At 36.9% G+C, this 17,424-nt stretch carries 15 protein-coding genes; 3 read left to right on the top strand and 12 right to left on the bottom strand.

Features of this window, described 5'->3' with window-relative positions:
- Window positions 1–91: 91 nt before the first annotated feature.
- The 7 genes from FD20_RS04795 to mscL all read right to left on the bottom strand — a co-directional run bounded on the left by FD20_RS04795 (window position 92) and on the right by mscL (window position 8,307).
- The gene (locus tag FD20_RS04795) at window positions 92–1,828 is read right to left on the bottom strand and encodes a pyruvate oxidase (RefSeq protein ID WP_057736463.1); all 1,737 of its coding nucleotides are present in this window, start codon (window positions 1,826–1,828) and stop codon (window positions 92–94) included.
- Window positions 1,829–2,344: 516 nt separating this feature from the next.
- Window positions 2,345–2,989 carry a L,D-transpeptidase gene (locus tag FD20_RS04790; RefSeq protein ID WP_057736462.1) on the bottom strand — a complete coding sequence of 215 codons (645 nt, stop codon included), beginning with the start codon at window positions 2,987–2,989 and terminating at the stop codon, window positions 2,345–2,347.
- Between the two features lie 12 nt (window positions 2,990–3,001).
- Window positions 3,002–4,549, bottom strand: coding sequence for an ABC-F family ATP-binding cassette domain-containing protein (locus FD20_RS04785; RefSeq protein ID WP_057736461.1), 1,548 nt, complete (start codon window positions 4,547–4,549; stop codon window positions 3,002–3,004).
- Between the two features lie 164 nt (window positions 4,550–4,713).
- A complete protein-coding gene (locus FD20_RS13665; protein WP_164478842.1) occupies window positions 4,714–4,854 on the bottom strand; it encodes a hypothetical protein in 141 nt (46 codons plus the stop codon).
- A gap of 91 nt (window positions 4,855–4,945) precedes the next feature.
- Window positions 4,946–5,854 carry a helix-turn-helix domain-containing protein gene (locus tag FD20_RS04780; RefSeq protein ID WP_057736460.1) on the bottom strand — a complete coding sequence of 303 codons (909 nt, stop codon included), beginning with the start codon at window positions 5,852–5,854 and terminating at the stop codon, window positions 4,946–4,948.
- A 433-nt stretch (window positions 5,855–6,287) separates the two neighbouring features.
- Entirely contained in the window at window positions 6,288–7,529 is a 1,242-nt protein-coding gene (locus tag FD20_RS04775) for a glycosyltransferase (RefSeq protein ID WP_162255623.1), read from the bottom strand.
- A 403-nt stretch (window positions 7,530–7,932) separates the two neighbouring features.
- Complete coding sequence (mscL, locus tag FD20_RS04770; RefSeq protein WP_057736458.1) at window positions 7,933–8,307, bottom strand: large-conductance mechanosensitive channel protein MscL; 375 nt, start codon at window positions 8,305–8,307, stop codon at window positions 7,933–7,935.
- A 185-nt stretch (window positions 8,308–8,492) separates the two neighbouring features.
- Between mscL and FD20_RS04765 the strand changes: the two genes are divergently transcribed.
- Entirely contained in the window at window positions 8,493–11,141 is a 2,649-nt protein-coding gene (locus tag FD20_RS04765) for a cation-translocating P-type ATPase (protein WP_057736457.1), read from the top strand.
- A 125-nt stretch (window positions 11,142–11,266) separates the two neighbouring features.
- On the opposite strand, the gene FD20_RS04760 is transcribed toward FD20_RS04765, so the two are convergent.
- Window positions 11,267–12,184, bottom strand: coding sequence for an aldo/keto reductase (locus FD20_RS04760; protein ID WP_057736456.1), 918 nt, complete (start codon window positions 12,182–12,184; stop codon window positions 11,267–11,269).
- A 96-nt stretch (window positions 12,185–12,280) separates the two neighbouring features.
- On the bottom strand, window positions 12,281–13,177 hold the full coding sequence (locus tag FD20_RS04755) for a diacylglycerol/lipid kinase family protein (protein ID WP_235807712.1): 897 nt from the start codon (window positions 13,175–13,177) through the stop codon (window positions 12,281–12,283).
- A gap of 204 nt (window positions 13,178–13,381) precedes the next feature.
- Here FD20_RS04755 and FD20_RS04750 point away from each other — a divergent pair, with 204 nt between their 5' ends.
- On the top strand, window positions 13,382–14,959 hold the full coding sequence (locus tag FD20_RS04750) for an Nramp family divalent metal transporter (RefSeq protein ID WP_057736454.1): 1,578 nt from the start codon (window positions 13,382–13,384) through the stop codon (window positions 14,957–14,959).
- 46 nt (window positions 14,960–15,005) lie between these two features.
- The gene (locus tag FD20_RS04745) at window positions 15,006–15,434 is read left to right on the top strand and encodes a universal stress protein (protein WP_057736453.1); all 429 of its coding nucleotides are present in this window, start codon (window positions 15,006–15,008) and stop codon (window positions 15,432–15,434) included.
- A gap of 278 nt (window positions 15,435–15,712) precedes the next feature.
- On the opposite strand, the gene FD20_RS04740 is transcribed toward FD20_RS04745, so the two are convergent.
- The 3 genes from FD20_RS04740 to FD20_RS04730 all read right to left on the bottom strand — a co-directional run bounded on the left by FD20_RS04740 (window position 15,713) and on the right by FD20_RS04730 (window position 17,214).
- Window positions 15,713–15,955 (bottom strand): GlsB/YeaQ/YmgE family stress response membrane protein, encoded by a 243-nt coding sequence (locus FD20_RS04740; protein WP_057736452.1) that lies wholly within the window; start codon window positions 15,953–15,955, stop codon window positions 15,713–15,715.
- Window positions 15,956–16,174: 219 nt separating this feature from the next.
- The gene (locus FD20_RS04735; RefSeq protein ID WP_057736451.1) at window positions 16,175–16,393 is read right to left on the bottom strand and encodes a CsbD family protein; all 219 of its coding nucleotides are present in this window, start codon (window positions 16,391–16,393) and stop codon (window positions 16,175–16,177) included.
- A 152-nt stretch (window positions 16,394–16,545) separates the two neighbouring features.
- Window positions 16,546–17,214, bottom strand: a complete 669-nt coding sequence (locus FD20_RS04730) for a class A sortase (protein ID WP_057736450.1) — start codon at window positions 17,212–17,214, stop codon at window positions 16,546–16,548.
- Window positions 17,215–17,424 lie beyond the last annotated feature (210 nt).

The following is a 17,424-nucleotide window of genomic DNA, read 5'->3' as shown; positions in this document are numbered from 1 at the left end:
AACTTTTTTCATACCTTTTAAATCACACAAAAAAGGAGGCATCTCAGCCCACTTTTTTTGTACCTTTGATCTAATAAATTCGATAACTCATCTAAAAAAATTGGCGCATGATATCTTTCAAGGGTGGTAATTCAGGAATCTTCCAATAGTTCTCCAAATATTCTTGACCGAATTTCAGATAGCCTTTTGCCTCGTCCATCACAATTTTTCCAGGTAGCGGTGCATTATCGGCAACGTACGCATTAATTAAAGTTGGTCTATCTTTAATCTTGTATGCACGGTCCAGAGCTTTTTTAAACTCTGCATTACTCTTAGCGGTAATTCCAATTCCTCCGCATGCATCAGCAAATTTTGCAAAATCCATATCAGCAAGATCAATCTGATAATTAAGCTGTCCTGCTGATTGTTGTTCATACTGAATAAATGCAAGTTTCTGATTATTAATTACAATACAGATAAGCGGTAATTTGTATTTCACAGCTGTTACAAAATCCTGCATGACCATTGAAAAAGCACCATCACCATTTATTGTTAGCGCTCTGCGTTTAGGATATGCAACTTGAGCTGCGATCGCCCCTGGCAATCCACATCCCATAGTTCCAAGCCATGCAGAGATAGCAAATTTTTGTGATTCCCTGACATGGAGAAAACGTGCAGCCCAGGAAGTCGAGGTTCCGACGTCAATTGAATAAATTAAATCGCTCGGCGCGGTTTCGTCAATATAAGCTGCCATTGCTTCTGGCGCCAGCGGTTCAGTGTCCAATTGGCGTTTAGACTGCATCCAATTGTTCCAATTTTGCATATTTTTTTGACAAGCATTTAAAAAGTCTGTATTTTGCCGAATCCTGCCTTGTCTATTAAATTCTTTCACAATTTTAGCTGTATCACCTTGAATAGCAACATCAACTCCGTACCTTTTCCCAAGATTTTCAGCTTTTAAATCGACCTGAATACATTTAGCTTGTCCTTTCTTAGGTAAATAAGGACGATAAGGGTAGTTTGTTCCCAGCATGAGCAGCAAATCAGCGTTACGCATTGCTTCATAAGCCGGTTTGGTTCCTAATTTGCCAACATTTCCCAACGAATTTGGGTGGGCATCATTTATAATTCCCTTGGCCGGTAAGGTTGCAATGAAAGGAATTTGATTTTCTTCGACAAATTGCTTGATATCAGCCCCAGCCTTCTTCGCACCCATACCAAGCAGAACAACTGGTTTTTTGGCTTCACGAATAAGTTTGACCGCAGCCTTAACCTGCATTTTATCAATTTCGGGTGTATTCAGGGCAAACGCACGCGCTGATGATTTATATGTTTCTTTCAGTTGCTGTTCTGGAATATCATCTGGAATAGTCAAAACGGCAACGCCCTTATTTTCGTAAGCACTTCTAATCGCTTGATCAACAATATCCGGCAGATTGTCAACAGACGATACAACTCTGTTAAACACAGCAACATCATCAAACAATTTGGCAGTGTTTACCTCTTGAAAGTATCCTTCATTCAACGATTTTGAAGTTACTTGTCCCAGTAAGGCTAAGACGGGCACATGGTCCATTTTAGCATCATACAAACCATTAAGCAGATGAATTGCTCCCGGACCGCCAATCGACAAACATACACCTATCTTATCGGTATATTTTGCCTCTGCAGCAGCTGACAGTGCCGCAACTTCTTCATGCCTAACTTGAATGAACTTGACCTTGTCTTTCTGTCTTCTCAAAGCATCAACTGTCGTATCAATTGAATCACCAGGCAGTCCGTAAACATTTTTAACTCCCCAATCAACTAACACATCAACCAACAAATCCGAACCTTTGATTTTTCCCATCTAAAACACTTCCTCTAGAAAATAGCTTCTTAAGAAAGGAGCCTCTAACTTAAGGATAGCGCAAAAAGGATTGTGCACGATAATCATTTGCTCAAAAAATTATTCATGAACACTTGACATAAGTCAGCAAAATTTGGGTGCTAATGCAAAATTACAGACATGAAATTTTTCTTTGCTCTAAGTAATTCAGCGTTAGACAACGGATCCCGGCTTATAGAACACGTCTATAAAAGAATAATAAGAGAACTAAATCAAAATTTAATTTTTGAACTGCCTGTTCTGAAAGTATTTGACTATAAAATTTGTATTGGTGTATCTTAAAAAGCAATTTTTCAATTTAACAGCAGCTGGCTTCGCATCTGCGGTTGATCTTGCTTCAAATAAAAAACGCAATTCGCCTATTAGCATCTGCGGCTATTACTCTCATACCCAATAGTCACAGACTGCCATATAAACGATTTGCGTTAATTACTCTTTATTACTCGTTGTGCCCATCCGAGTCAACCAGTCTCTTGTTTAATGAATAACTACTTTCGTTCCCTTAGGAACCTGCCCCGACATCCATTTTGCATCTGCTATTGATAAACGAATATTGCCATGGGTATTGACGTTTTGTCCTTTTTTACCTAGCTTTCCTGCTTCATCACGTCGATAGTTTTTATTTTCATCTGTTGGAACCGAATGAAACATATGGACTCCCTTTCCCTTCCAGGAGACCCAATACTTCGCACCTTCACCACTCACCGGATTGTAGAAAAACTTTCCGCGTTGATCTTGAATGTAAAAAGTTCCTTTAGGCAAAGCTTTAACATCTTTAGACCTTTTCTGCGGTGAACTTATTGATGCATACATTGTATAGATCGTCTTTTGACCAGATTTTAGATACACCCTCTGTTTCTTAGTCGAGACTTCGATCCAAAAATGTTCCACTAAATCTATGTTTGGGTAGTCAATTTTTTCAGATGATTTACGCCAGCTAATAGGCCTGCGCATATCTAAATTTTTGATTCCCTTTTTCTTCAGTTCTGCCTTTTTCTTAGCAGCTTTTTCCAATTTAATGCTATTCTTTTTTTCGGCTTGTTTAACATGGACAACGCTCCAGCCAGCAAAACAAACAAGCATAATTGCAATCAGCCAAGCTAAAACTTTCTTCTTACTCATACGTATACCTCTCTAATCCTTACTTAATCTAACACTCTCAACATCGAAGACTTTATCGATCCAACCATCATAAAAAGATGCCTCATGCGTAACTAACAACACATTTCCAGGGAAAGCAATCAACGCTTCCTTCAAAGCCTCTTTTGTTTCATCATCCAAATGATTAGTAGGTTCATCCATGATCAGAAAATTACTAGGTTTAAGTTCTAGAATACATATTTTAACCTTGGTTTGTTCTCCCCCGCTCAATAACTTAATCGGCTTCATGGCGTTAGCAGCGTTTAGGCCCGCACGCGCTAAACGCTGGCGAATTGTTTTGGGTTCAAGCTTAGGATAAATATCCTGTACAATCTGCAGTGGCGTCCTCATGTTGCCATCCCAGTCTAGATCTTGCGTGAAATAATTGACCTGCACTGCATCGACAAACTTTGCTGTCCCGCCAAAAGTTGGAATCAAGCCTAGGATTGATTTGATTAATGTTGATTTTCCGACACCATTGAATCCCTTTAAAACAACTTTTTCACCATGGCTCAAAGAAAACGTTACTGGCTCCAGTAAGGGCGACTCATAACCGACAGAAAGATTATCAACAGTTAGCGTAGCCGCCGACAATAATTCTTCATAAGGAAAATTAAAGTGAGCCTGGAGCGCATCACTAGGCGGATCGATTCGTTCCATCTTATCCAATCTTTTCTGTCTTGACTTTGCCATCGTTGAACGTGTTCCAGCCTTGTTTTTCCGAATATATGCCTCATCTTTTTCAATTTGCTGCCGTTGTTTCTCATATGCCTTCAGCTGGACTTCTTTTTTGACTTCCTTTTGCTTGATCGCAGATTTAAAACTACCTGTATACTTGGTAATTTTGCCGAAAGCAATGTCAATTATCGTATTCGTTACTCTCTCCAAAAAGTCGAAATCATGTGATACTACCATAAAGCATCCGGTAAAACTGTTTAAATAATTAATTAGCCATTCAATATGTTCAGTATCTAGATAATTTGTTGGTTCATCAAGAAGCAGCACATCCGGCTTTTCCAGAAGAAGTTTTGCCAAAATGATTTTCGATCGCTGGCCTCCGCTGCATTGGCTGACCTTATGATCTTTACCAATTGCATCTATGCCCAATCCTGCCATAACCTGTTCAATATGTGTTTGAATTTCATAAAAATCTTTAGCTTCCAGTTGCTCTTGATAACGGCCAGCTTTCTCCATCAATTTTTCATCCATGGTTTCTGCATATCGTTCATAACATTTTGTTTGTTCTTCGCTGATTCGATACAAATCCGCAAACGCTGTTTTTAAAAATTCAAAAACCGTTAAGTCATGTGCACCCTGCGCATATTGGTCTAAGTAACCGATCTTGCATCCGTTCTGCCACTTGATTTTGCCTTCATCTGGCAATTGTTGCCCGGTAATGATCTTAATAAGAGTACTTTTACCGGCACCATTTTGCCCAATAATACCCATATGATCTTCTTTATTTAATCTAAAACTAGCATCTTGATACAATTGTTTGTCTGCAAATGTATGTGAAATGCCTTCAACTTCTAAAATGCTCATTTTTTCCCCATCCTCTTATTGATTGATTATATCATATCCCGCCTGAAAAAATTTTTATAAACGTTTCCTAGATTTTTATAAACATATATTCCATTAAAAAAGACCACCACAAAACGCTGGGGACGTTTCATGCCGGTCAATGCACCAAAAAAGGCTGCACCAATTTATTTAGCTGTTTTTTCTAATTCTTCGCGGCTCTTCAAGAAAGCTAAAACAGCTTGATGTTGAGCACGACGTTTCTTAATATTTTTTTGATTTACAGGGCGACGATCATTGGCAACCCCAACATGAGTATTTTGTGACATCACTGCTCCTCCTTTCGTCATCCACATATCTTTTTATTCTATACTGTAACTGTAATTTTTTCAAGCTTTATAGAGTAGAATAATCGTCTGATTATGCTTTCCGTCGACGACGTGTCCCCTTTTTTTGTAATTGTGTGCTTAACAAGTCTTGTAAAATTGCAACATGTTCGTGGTATAAATCATCCAAACCGATTTTTTGATATAACGAAAAAATTTCAGAAATAAGCTTAATTCCTTGCTCATAATCTCCATCATATATTGTTTTAAGGCCATTAAAAAATCGTTTATTACTTTGGGCATAAATATTGTTAGAATCTACATTTATCTTAGCTAATAAACTATAATAGTACGCTGTATGTTCTTTTTTATCAGACTTCATGAATAATAAGATCGTTCCACATAACGTTTTGATTTTCAAGTTTTCTAAACGTAAATCTTGCTCGTCGTCCTGTTCCAACCATTCATGATTTTGCAGTAGCTTTTCGGCGGAAGAACTATCGAACATAAACATCGCATCAGATAAAAGTTTATATTCATAGTGTCCCCAATGCTTGCTTCTTAAAAGATAATGTGTAATTTCTTTTCGCTCAGTTAACGTACTTTCATTTACCCTGCCTAATTTTTTCTTCATTGCCTTAGCAATCAGCTGAAGATTATGGAAACGCAGCAAATGTGTTTCTTCATACCCGCGTTCAAGCTTTTTTTCCAAAGCTCTTATTTCAGTAAAGTTTCCATCACAAAATGACCTCAGTAAATCTTCGCGGTATTCATCGTAATGATAATGTACTTGGCGTTGCATAATTTTCTTAAATAGGACAACAAATTCATCAGATTCGACATTCAATCTGTCAAGTATATGTAAAAAAGTATCAGCAGTAGTTTCAACGAGACCGCTTTCGTACTTATAGTACATTGATCGTGACAACAAGTTATCATAAACAGTCTTTGCCTTTATCCCCTTAGCTATTCGGATATTTTTTATCAATTCCCCAGTTTTCATCCCATAAACTCCTTTTTTATTAATTAGACACATGTTCAATAAATGGCAGTATATAAAAAACAATAATAATGCTGTGTCAACTTCCTTTAGATTTAGTCTTTTTACACCATTCAATTCGCTTTGCTTCTGCTAAAAGCCTATATTTCAGCAAATCATAAAGGAAAAAGTTAATTTAATGCACGGAAAATATTTTATCTATGGTTGTTTTCATTTTAGCAAATCGATTAAGATTCGGAAACTCTTTAAACTAAATAGTACCATTTTTTTTTACTCAATCATAGCAGATTATCTTCATAAAAATAACCATTCAACCGGCGTCAACCGATTATAAAACCGCATAGTTACTACTATCGGATTTTTTTGTGGTAATTTAAACAGCGAATCACATTAGTATAAAAATAGAACGATCTTTCAAAAATTTTCTTTACCTTTTTTATTGTTTTTTTCTTAACAACTTCAGCCATTCACTCAATTTAGATTGCTGTAACAGTTTTCTTAATCCGGGAACTTGCCTTAAATGACGATAAATTTTAAGATACCATGGTGCATACGCTGCTCCTAACACACTTTCGATCTGCCGTTTCGTTTCGCTTTCAATATTTTTGTTCTCATCAACAGCTATTGCTCCTTCGCCCTCGAATGATGAAACATTTTTAAACATTTTTTTAACATATCCAGCCTTCATTTGTTTCAATAAATTTATACTTGTAGCAAGCTCTTCAGTTTTTATATTTTCAGAAGTAACCCTTAAAGCCTGTTGTGCATCAATAGCTATATCTTTTTTATATATCCAGCTGATAAGCGGAACTCCTTTGAAATTTTCATATGTTACATGATCATCTCCAACATATGCTAATACACGATGCCCTTGTGCTAAAGATTCAGCAATTGCGTATCCTAGCGTCTCAACATGGGAAGTTGAAAGCGCAATATAGTTACTAGGTACTCTTTTATTTATAAATATTGCATTTTTAAGCTGATACTGTGCAATCATTTTTTCGTAACAAAGTTTATCTGGACCATAACCATTTATATATAACCTAATATTATTCCCTTTTAGCTCATTAATCATATGAGCTGCTAGTTTGATTGCATAGCTAATGTCCTTAGCATCCTCATCAAAGCGTGCATAAACTAAAAAGTTGCTGGTTTTGCTTCGTTGAACTTTGGCAGGATCGCATAGTTGCAGATGATCTAAGCTCACCATCTGTACATAAATACGCTCAAAATGATACTTTTGAGCAAATCTTTTTTTTATAGCTGGTGTCGCTACACGCAGACAAGTAAATGGACTCAGATCAACACTAGCGAAATCCTTATTCAAAAGTGATAAAGGTGTATGCACTTCACCAATAATTAGCGCTTTCAAATTATATTTCCGTATTACCGCGGCCAATGGGAAAAGATCCTCCCGCGTAATAAAGAAATAATTCTTCGTGGTACTTTGCTTTGCAGTAGTTTTACTGTATAACTCCTCTACTTTTTTTATTTGCACATCAGCAGTAACTTTTTCATGCTTATGTAACCTGCGCAAATCAAGTTCATCAAAATCAGTATAGTTATAATAAACGACCGTATAATTTTGAGAACTGAATTCTGCGATTAAATTCAAATTACTGCGCGTTGTTCCGCCTGGTGAAAAAATATTATAACCAACAATACTTATTTTGATCATAGCCTGACCCTTCCCAAATACATAAAAAATCGCATAAATTTTATTTGTCAGTTGAAAATACTGTAAGAACGATTTTACCATATATTCATGCAGTAAATTACTGCTTCTTGCATTTTTATCCTTAACAAAATAAATTATTTCATTATTATTTACTATACAAAAAAAGTACGCCCAAAGTCGCCCTTTTTTTGAATGTTTTTTATATATTTAATCAAACAGAATATAAACAAATAAAAAGGGGTCACAAATGAAACACACTTAGGTGAAAATATACCTTTAAAACATTTCAGCAACTATTTGCGAAAAAATAACAGGCCTTACGGCAAGACTAAAGTTTTGCTGCAATTCCTGTCAAATAATTGAATTAGCCAACCAAAAATAATTTCTTCTATGCTTTCAAATATTATTTTGCTTGTTTTTCAAGCAGATCACGAATTTCTTCTAGTAACTGGACCTCTGGTGCAGCGACTGTTGTTGCTTCTTCTTTCTTACGAATCAAAAATTTGTTAACTCCCTTTACCAGTAAGAAAACAATAAATGCAACAATCAAGAAATTAATAACCGCATTGATAAAACTGCCAAACCTAAATGTCGCATCCCCAACTTTAAAAACCCAATCTGAAAAGTCGATTCCACCAATAAAAACACCAATCAGCGGATTAATAAGATAATCAACCAAGGACTTTACAATCGAGGTAAAAGCACCACCAATAATGACACCAACAGCTAAATCAATCACGTTCCCACGCGAAATAAATTCTTTAAATTCTCTAATCAACAAAAATTCCCCCTTATAGCTCTCATTTTACCCTAATTTAACAACAACTATCAATTTTTTCAACTTTTTCAATTATTTAAGCTATATCTGACTTAGCTTATGAATACAAGAAGGCGAGTATAAAACTTTCCTAACTCACATGTACTATGCTACATTTAAGAAAAGAAAAGGAAGGATTATCCAACATGACACGAAATTATCATCAGCTCTCCTCGGACAAGGTCTTAAGCGAACTACAAACGACCGATCTAGGTCTCAACAATGAAGAAGTTAAAGCTCGGTTGGCAAAATTCGGTCACAATGTTTTGACTGAACAAAAAAGCACTACTCTCTTGCAAAAGTTCATCAGCCAGTTTAAGGATTTAATGATTATTATTTTAATGATTGCGGCCGTAATAGCCTTTTTTGCCGGTGATGCATCTGATGCTGTGATCATTTTCTTAGTTGTTGTTTTAAATGCTGCTTTTGGAGTCTTTCAGGAAGCTAAGGCCGAAAATGCTATCAATGCCTTAAAAGAAATGACCACTCCGTCTTCACGGGTCCGTCGTGATGACAGTATCCAAATCATTAAAAGTTCGGAGCTCGTTCCTGGCGATATCGTTTTGCTTGAAGCAGGCGATATCATTCCTGCCGACTTACGTTTCATTAAAGCTAATTCGTTGAAAATTGAAGAAGCTGCCTTGACCGGTGAATCTGTTCCAGTCGATAAAAATGATCTTTCCATAGAAACAGAGAAACTTCCCATAGGTGATAGACATAATTTAGGCTACATGAATACAAACGTTACCTATGGAACCGGTGAGGGTGTAGTCACCGCAACAGGAATGCAAACAGAAGTTGGTCATATTGCTAACATGCTGAACAGCGTTGACAAGTCCATTACACCTTTGCAAAAAAGTATTATCCATTTAAGCAAAATTTTAAGTGTTCTTGTTTTAGTCATCGCAGCCCTTGTTTTTGTCATCGGTATCGTGGCTGATCGTGCTTCTATCCTTGAAATGCTTTTGACTTCTATTTCGTTAGCTGTTGCTGCCATTCCAGAAGGTTTGCCCGCAATTGTCACTATTACCTTGGCATTGGGAACTCAGGCAATGGCTAAAAGGAATGCATTGATTCGAAAACTGCCTGCCGTAGAAACCTTAGGTACTACTGAAATCATTGCTTCTGACAAAACTGGTACACTTACTCAGAATAAAATGACAGTTGAAAAAATTTATCAGAACACACGATTGCAAGATGCTCATAAAGTCGATCTCAATCTAAAAAATCGTTTGGCTCAAATAATGATCCTTGCTAATGATAGTCAGAAATCAGACCAAGGCCTTGTGGGAGACCCTACAGAAACAGCCCTTATTCAATACTATTTGGATAAAAAACTGCCTGTGGATGATGTTGCACGCGAATTTCCACGCGTTACTTCTCTTCCGTTCGACTCAAATCGAAAGTTGATGTCTGTTGTTGTTTCCAACAATGAACAGCAGCTGATTATGACAAAAGGTGCTGTAGATGAATTATTGAAACGTACGACCAAAATTGAAGAAGATGGTAAGGTACGGGAACTGACAGAAAAGGACAATGAACAGATCTTAAACACTAACCATGCTCTTGCACAACAGGCTTTGCGGGTCTTGGCATTCGCTTATACACCTGTGCAGGGTATCGATTCTACTTCCAGTTATGAATCTTCTGAAATCGAAAATGACTTGATCTTTGTCGGTATGATTGGCATGATCGATCCAGAGAGACCTGAAGCAAAAGATGCAGTTGCTGAAGCCAAAAAAGCTGGAATACGTCCGATCATGATAACCGGCGACCATAAGGACACCGCAACTGCAATTGCCAAACGCTTGCAGATTATCGATGGAAAAGATAGCCGTGTTATTACTGGAAATGAACTTGACCAACTCTCTACAGAACAGTTAGATGCTACCGTCGAACAGTATTCTGTGTACGCACGTGTCGCTCCGGAACATAAGGTTCGCATTGTTAAGGCATGGCAGAAAAAAGGAAAAATTGTTGCAATGACCGGTGACGGTGTCAATGATGCTCCTGCATTGAAAACTGCTGATATTGGTGTTGGTATGGGGATTACAGGTACTGAGGTTTCAAAAAATGCTAGTGATATCGTTCTTGCCGATGATAACTTCGCTACAATTATCGTTGCTGTAAAAGAAGGTCGGAAGGTTTTCGCTAACATTCAAAAGGCAATACAATACCTCTTATCAGCCAATCTCGGTGAAGTCCTCACTCTCTTCTTTATGACAATGCTTGGTTGGGATATTTTTGCACCCGCTCAAATTCTCTGGATAAATCTTGTGACGGACACCTTCCCAGCCATTGCACTCGGAGTTGAGAAAGCCGAAGCCAACATGATGGAGAATAAACCGCGTGGAAACAAATCTAGTTTCTTTGGTGATGGAGTGATGTCAAGTATCTTTTATCAAGGACTGCTTGAAGGAGGATTAACTCTCGGTGTTTATCAATTAGCACTAACATTCCCATTCCATAACTCTTATGAATTAATTCACGCTGATGCTCTAACGATGGCTTTTGCAACACTTGGTTTGATTCAACTGTTTCACGCATTCAACTCAAAATCGATTCACGGTTCAATTTTCAGAAAGGATCTCTTTAACAATCGAATGTTCAACTGGTCCATCCTGATTTCTGGGATCTTATTGTTTGCAACAATTTTCGTCCCAGCTTTCAATGATACTTTCAAAGTTACCCCACTTGCCCCTCAGCAATGGTTAGTTGTTCTGATTGGCGGGTTAATGATGTTAGTTATAGTTGAAATTGTTAAACTTTTCCAACGTTTAATATTAAAAAAGTAAATTACTTCAATATGAATCTCAATAATTAAAATACACTAAAGGCTTCTAGGAGATCTCCTAGAAGCCTTTAGTGTATTCCAACTTTATTGTTTATTCTCAATACCTCATTTTTGCAAAAATTCAATCTAAAATCCTAAAAACATTTGATCGATTTCTACAAAATCCTCTTGTTTTAAACTAATATCTGCAGCTTTGATGTTGCTTAAAACTTGTTCTTTCTTGCGTGCACCTGGAATAACAATGCCTATGCTTGGCGCAGCGATATACCATGCCAAAATAATTTGAGCAACTGTTGCATTGTATTTAGCAGCTATTGTTCGTACCTTTTCTAAATTATCAATAATTTTTTTATATTGTGCTTCTGAAAAATTCTTAAATTTCTTTTGATCATTCAAAGAATATTTCCCCGTCAACAAGCCGGCGGCTAGTGGAAAATAAGGGACAAAGTCAATATGATTCTCTTTCAGATATGGAAAAAGATCTTTCTCCGCTTTTCGATGAACTAAACTGAAATTATCTTCCACAATATCAACTTCACCGTTCTTATTTGCTTCCTTTATTTGTTCCAAGGAAAAATTTGAAACACCTATGGCTCTGATTTTTCCTTCTCTTTTTAAATCAGCCAAAGCCCCAACTGCCTCATCTTTTGGTGTTTTTTCATCTGGAAAATGAATATAAAAAATATCAATATAATCTGTTTTCAGTCTCTCGAGTGCTTCATCTACAGCTTTTTTCAGAAAAGCTGGAGTATTGTTTATTTTTAAATCATTATGTTTATCCTGAGCTGCTTTAGTTGCAATAACAACTTGCGAACGATCATAGTTGTGAAGAACATCGCCAATTATTTCTTCTGAACGTCCCAAGCCATACATATACGCAGTATCTAAAAGTGAGATTTTTTTATCCAAAGCCGTTTTTATAACTGCATATCCGTCCTCATCTTTTAATCCATCAAAAAGATTATGCCCACCAACTTTATTAGTACCTAATCCTAATTTTGACGCTACAACGTCGCTCTTACCAATCTTTATCAGTTCTGTCATTAGCTACCCCCTTTAGGAAAATCTACTATCATTATAAGACTTCCTTCGTTAACATGAGAACATATTTGCTCACTGGTTGCACAGATTCTTTTGTCTTTAATTTTGTACAAAAAAGGACACAAAATTAGGCAGCCACTCGATTTTAACTGGCAAATTAGGGCCTGGATCACCATCAATTCTTGTTTCTGCAGCTTTGCCGTCAGTTGTTTTTATAATTGCTTTCTTTAAATCAAATGAAGTTAATGTTGTCGACTTGCGTAAGTTGCCAGTCAAAGCAAGGTATCCGTAGTTCAATAACTTACTGATTTTCATATTATTTAACATTGTTACATGCAGACTGTTACCCTCATTTTTAAGATACTGATGTCCGCCAATAAAATTAGTTGTTGTCATTAAGCAAAACCAAACTTTAGCTGATAAGGAGAAAAAATCATTATAAAATTCTGTCTCGTAAGAACGATTTTGACGTAAATTTTTGACTGCATTCCATCCATAAATCGCTAAACCATATCTTTTCTTCTCACTTTGACGAACATCATTTGAGATGTTTGCCAAGCTTCCAAAAACCAAAGAACTTACTATTGCCTGTCCATTGCATTTTCCAATCCCAACTGGGCGCATATTCCCTCTCATAATGATTTTAAATGCTTCATCCACATCTAATGGTATCTCCCATTTTTGAGCAAAGTTATTGACTGTTCCGTTAGGAATAAGCCCCACTGGAACACTCTCTTCAGCACGAATAAATGCTGTTAGCGCTGCATTAAGTGTCCCATCTCCACCAATACAGATCAGTTTTTTTGTTTGAGGTAATTTACTTACCAACTCTTTTATTGCTTCTTCACGACTCCCTGCTGTTAATTGGACTGTCTCTTGCCCTTTTAACTGTAATTTTTCTTGAATACCATCAGCTATTTGTTGTGCTTCACCATTCCCAGCTTGCGGATTAAAAAAAAGCATATACTTTTGCTGCATCACTTTTCCCCATTTCACTATTTATAACTTATAACTCCATCTTCCAATCTCAAGATACCACACATTGAGCTATGATTCTTTTTCCTGACTTTTCAGTTTCGTTCAAAAAAACTTTTTCAGTATTTTTTATTTTATGAGGCAGACCTAAAAAATGTTTTCATTATATACAGTTTGGTGTACAATAGTTTCTGAGCTCAGGAAATTTGAAAGGTGGTATTTAATTTGAGCGAAAATAATTCAAAGCCAAGGAAGCATAAGCTGATAGAGTATGCTAATGGTCCTTCGCTAGAAGAGATTAACAGTACTGTTGAAGTTCCAAAGGGAAAAGGATTCTGGAGAACATTATTTGCTTATTCCGGGCCTGGTGCACTTGTTGCCGTCGGCTATATGGACCCAGGTAATTGGTCAACCTCGATCACTGGTGGACAAAATTTTCAATATTTATTAATGTCCGTTATCCTGATGTCAAGTTTGATTGCGATGCTCCTTCAATACATGGCAGCTAAACTTGGTATTGTGAGCCAGATGGATCTCGCGCAGGCAATTCGTGCAAGAACCAGTAAATCACTAGGGATTGTATTGTGGATTCTAACTGAATTAGCTATCATGGCAACCGATATTGCCGAAGTTATTGGGGCCGCAATTGCTTTATACCTTCTGTTCCATATTCCTTTAGTTATTGCTGTATTTATTACCGTATTTGATGTTTTACTATTGCTCTTATTAACCAAAATTGGATTCCGGAAGATTGAAGCAATTGTTGTCTGCTTGATTTTAGTTATTTTAGTTGTTTTTGTCTATCAAGTAGCTTTATCTGATCCCAACTGGGGTGGCGTCATCAAGGGATTGATTCCGACTGCTGACACATTCTCAGGCAAAAGAAGTGTTGGTGGCGAAACACCCTTGACAGGTGCCTTAGGAATCATTGGTGCTACTGTTATGCCACATAATCTATACTTGCATTCTGCTGTTTCTCAGACACGCAAAATTGATCACAGTAAAGAAGATGACGTTGCGCAAGCAGTTAAATTCTCTGCATGGGATTCAAATATTCAGCTAACAGCAGCTTTCTTTGTTAACTCCCTCTTGCTAATCATGGGTGTTGCCGTCTTCAAAACTGGTGCAGTAAAGGACCCATCATTCTTCGGGCTTTTTCAAGCTTTATCTGATACTTCAACCCTAAGCAATGGTGTTTTGATAAGTGTTGCTCGTTCCGGTATTTTATCAACATTATTTGCTGTTGCCCTCTTGGCTTCCGGTCAAAACTCGACAATCACAGGTACTTTAACTGGTCAAGTTATCATGGAAGGGTTCGTTCATATGAGAATGCCTTTATGGTTGCGTCGTTTAGTGACACGTCTGATATCGGTTATTCCTGTGCTGATTTGTGTTAGTATGACGAGCGGACAAAGCGCAATTGCTGAACATACCGCTCTCAATAATTTAATGAACAATTCACAAGTTTTCTTAGCTTTCGCTTTGCCATTCTCAATGCTTCCTTTGTTGATGATGACCAATAGTCGGGTTGAAATGGGAGCACGTTTTAAAAACTCACTATGGGTAAATATCTTAGGTTGGTTCTCCGTTCTTGCCTTAACATTCCTCAACATGAAGGGATTGCCAGACCAAATCGAAGCATTCTTCGGCGATAATGCTACTAAGGCTCAATTAGCCTTCGCTGATAAGATTGCATATGTTTTAATAATTGCTGTTTTGGCATTATTGATTTGGACAGTTTACGATTTGTATCGTGGTAATAAACGCGTTGCTGATAAGCTTAAAGCAGCCGAAGAATTATAGACCTATATACATTTTGAGGGTATAAGAATGGAGTTGGATTCGAACAATGGAAGATTTTAAAAAAATTTTAGTAGGTGTTGATGATTCTGCCGATGCACTTTTAGCGTTCCGTTACGCTATCAGAAGAGCTAAAAATGATAATGCAGAACTAATTATTGTCTCAATCCTTGAAAGCCATGAAATGAATGTATTTGAAGCCTTAGACAAGGATTATATTCATGGTGAACGTGCTGATCTAGAAAAACATATTCTTAAATATCAGCATGAGGCACAGGCAGCCGGCGTTGAAAAAGTTAGCGCTGTCGTTGCCGAAGGTGAAGCTGGTGAAACAATCGTTAAAGATGTCATACCTCATGTCGAGCCTGATTTACTCATCATCGGATCACAGTCCAAAAAAGGGTTGGCAAAACACTTTGGAAGTCAAGCAGCGTACATGGCTAAATACTCACCAATCTCTGTCTTGGTTATTCGCTGATTAACCAAAGTGCTATAAAAAATGAAGTTTACAGAGCAGTTCTCTAACACAAGGGGAAACAGTTTTATTTCTGAAACAAGAACAATATGTCGCTAGTACTCAAATCTTAATGACTATTGATAACCTCTTGCTTTTGCTATTTGTTTTAATTTGTTTTACAAAAATAAAAAATGCTGGAAACAAAACCTGAGGACATTCCTCAGCGTATCTTGTTTCTAGCGTTTTTTATTTTCTACAATATGATGGTAGGTCATGGCTACACCATGATTAATTTCCTATCAAGATCTTGATAGGAAAAATGATACTACTAGTACTAAAATGATCGCACCTATCACCGATGGAATAATAGCCATTCCTGCAACTTGTGGTCCCCAAGAACCTAAAATAGCTTCCCCAACTACTGATCCAACTAAACCAGCAATAATATTACTGATCCAACCCATTGACTTACCTTTATTGGTAATCGCGCCTGCAAGTGCGCCAATAATTGCACCAACAATCAACACCCATAACCAATGCATTAAAACTCCCCCTATCTCAATAGTTCCAAGTACTTTCGCAAAGGAAACAGGACAAAACTCTTAAAAGTATTGCCCTACATTTACTCAGCTAAACAATTTTCAAACTAGTGTGTTTCAAAAGCCATGTCGATTTATAAATTGATATATATCCTAAAAATAAACTACATATAACTCAACGACATTCATGGACTCACATTGTTGCGCACTACCGAAAATAGTTTAATCCTTGCTTTTTTTATCAACCTTTTCTTTTAAATCGTCAACAGCGTCCTTGACTGCATCTTTAGCATCACTTAACTTGTCTTTGGCTTTGCCAAGAACTCCTTGTGCTTTGCCTTGTGTCTCGCGAGCCTTATCACCGGTTGCTTTACCTTCAACTTCTTTTGCCTTACCTGCAACTTTATCTTTTGCACTATTAATTTTTTCTTCTTGACTCATAGCAGCAACCCCTTTCAAAATTGGGACGAAGGTTAATCCTCAATCACTTAGAGACATGAATTAAGTATTACTCCTCCAACCTCTAATAAAATGCTAACATTGAATAATATTATAAGCAATAATACTGCTCAAAACTTGCAAACGTTCGAAAATCATCTAAAAACTTTGGTTTCTTTTAAAGGTATATTTTTAAGTAACTTGCCTCGCACAATAATTCGATTATTTTCTCCAGTTTTAGCCGTTAAACAAGTAACCAGTGTTACTAGTTTTTCCCCTGGTACATCCTGAATCCATTGAACTTGATACTCATTAACAACTTTTCTGTCCGTTACACGGTACTCATAGACCCTTTTGCCATCAGTTAAGTAAACCATATCACCTTTTTTCACTTTTGCTAAAGGAGAAAATAAAATCTGAGGATCATTCATATGATGTCCTGCCAAGGCATAATTCCCTTGACCCATCTTTTCATCTTTTTTCATAGTCCCTGTACCTCGCAACAAATTTTCATTGCGCAAACCATAAAAAATCGACAATTTCAAGTTGACTGCCGGTATTGCCAGCTTGCCAATCGCCTGTCCATCGTCTTTCCATGCATCCTTTACCGCTGAAATACTAGCTGGTTTAACTTTTTTAAACTCAAAACTCGATTTTTCTTTTTTAGCCTTAGCAACCGATTGAGTTTTACGCCTTAATACTGTCTGCGTCATATTATCAATGACCTTGTCTTTTATCTGTTCATTGAAAACTAAAATAAGCCCTATTGCTAATAATAAAACTAAAGAAAAAAGCTTTATTGAAGTTATTACCCTTTTTTTCATTATCTGCCTCTCTTTATCTGAATAAACTTGTACAGATCGCCGACTTCCCAACGTTTACATTCTCGCACAATCACATGGTTTTCTCCAACCACTAAGACTTTCTTAGTCTATATATATTAAATACACTCTTTTTTATTTTTTTAAATGAAAATAAAAAAGAGGCTGTGACATAAGTCTCCATAATAAAGGCCGGTTTGGAAAAATCTTTGG

Source organism: Liquorilactobacillus uvarum DSM 19971, assembly GCF_001434935.1.
Lineage (GTDB): Bacteria > Bacillota > Bacilli > Lactobacillales > Lactobacillaceae > Liquorilactobacillus > Liquorilactobacillus uvarum.
The sequence above is the reverse complement of the archived record's forward strand: the minus strand, read 5'-3'. Positions and strand labels throughout refer to the sequence as shown.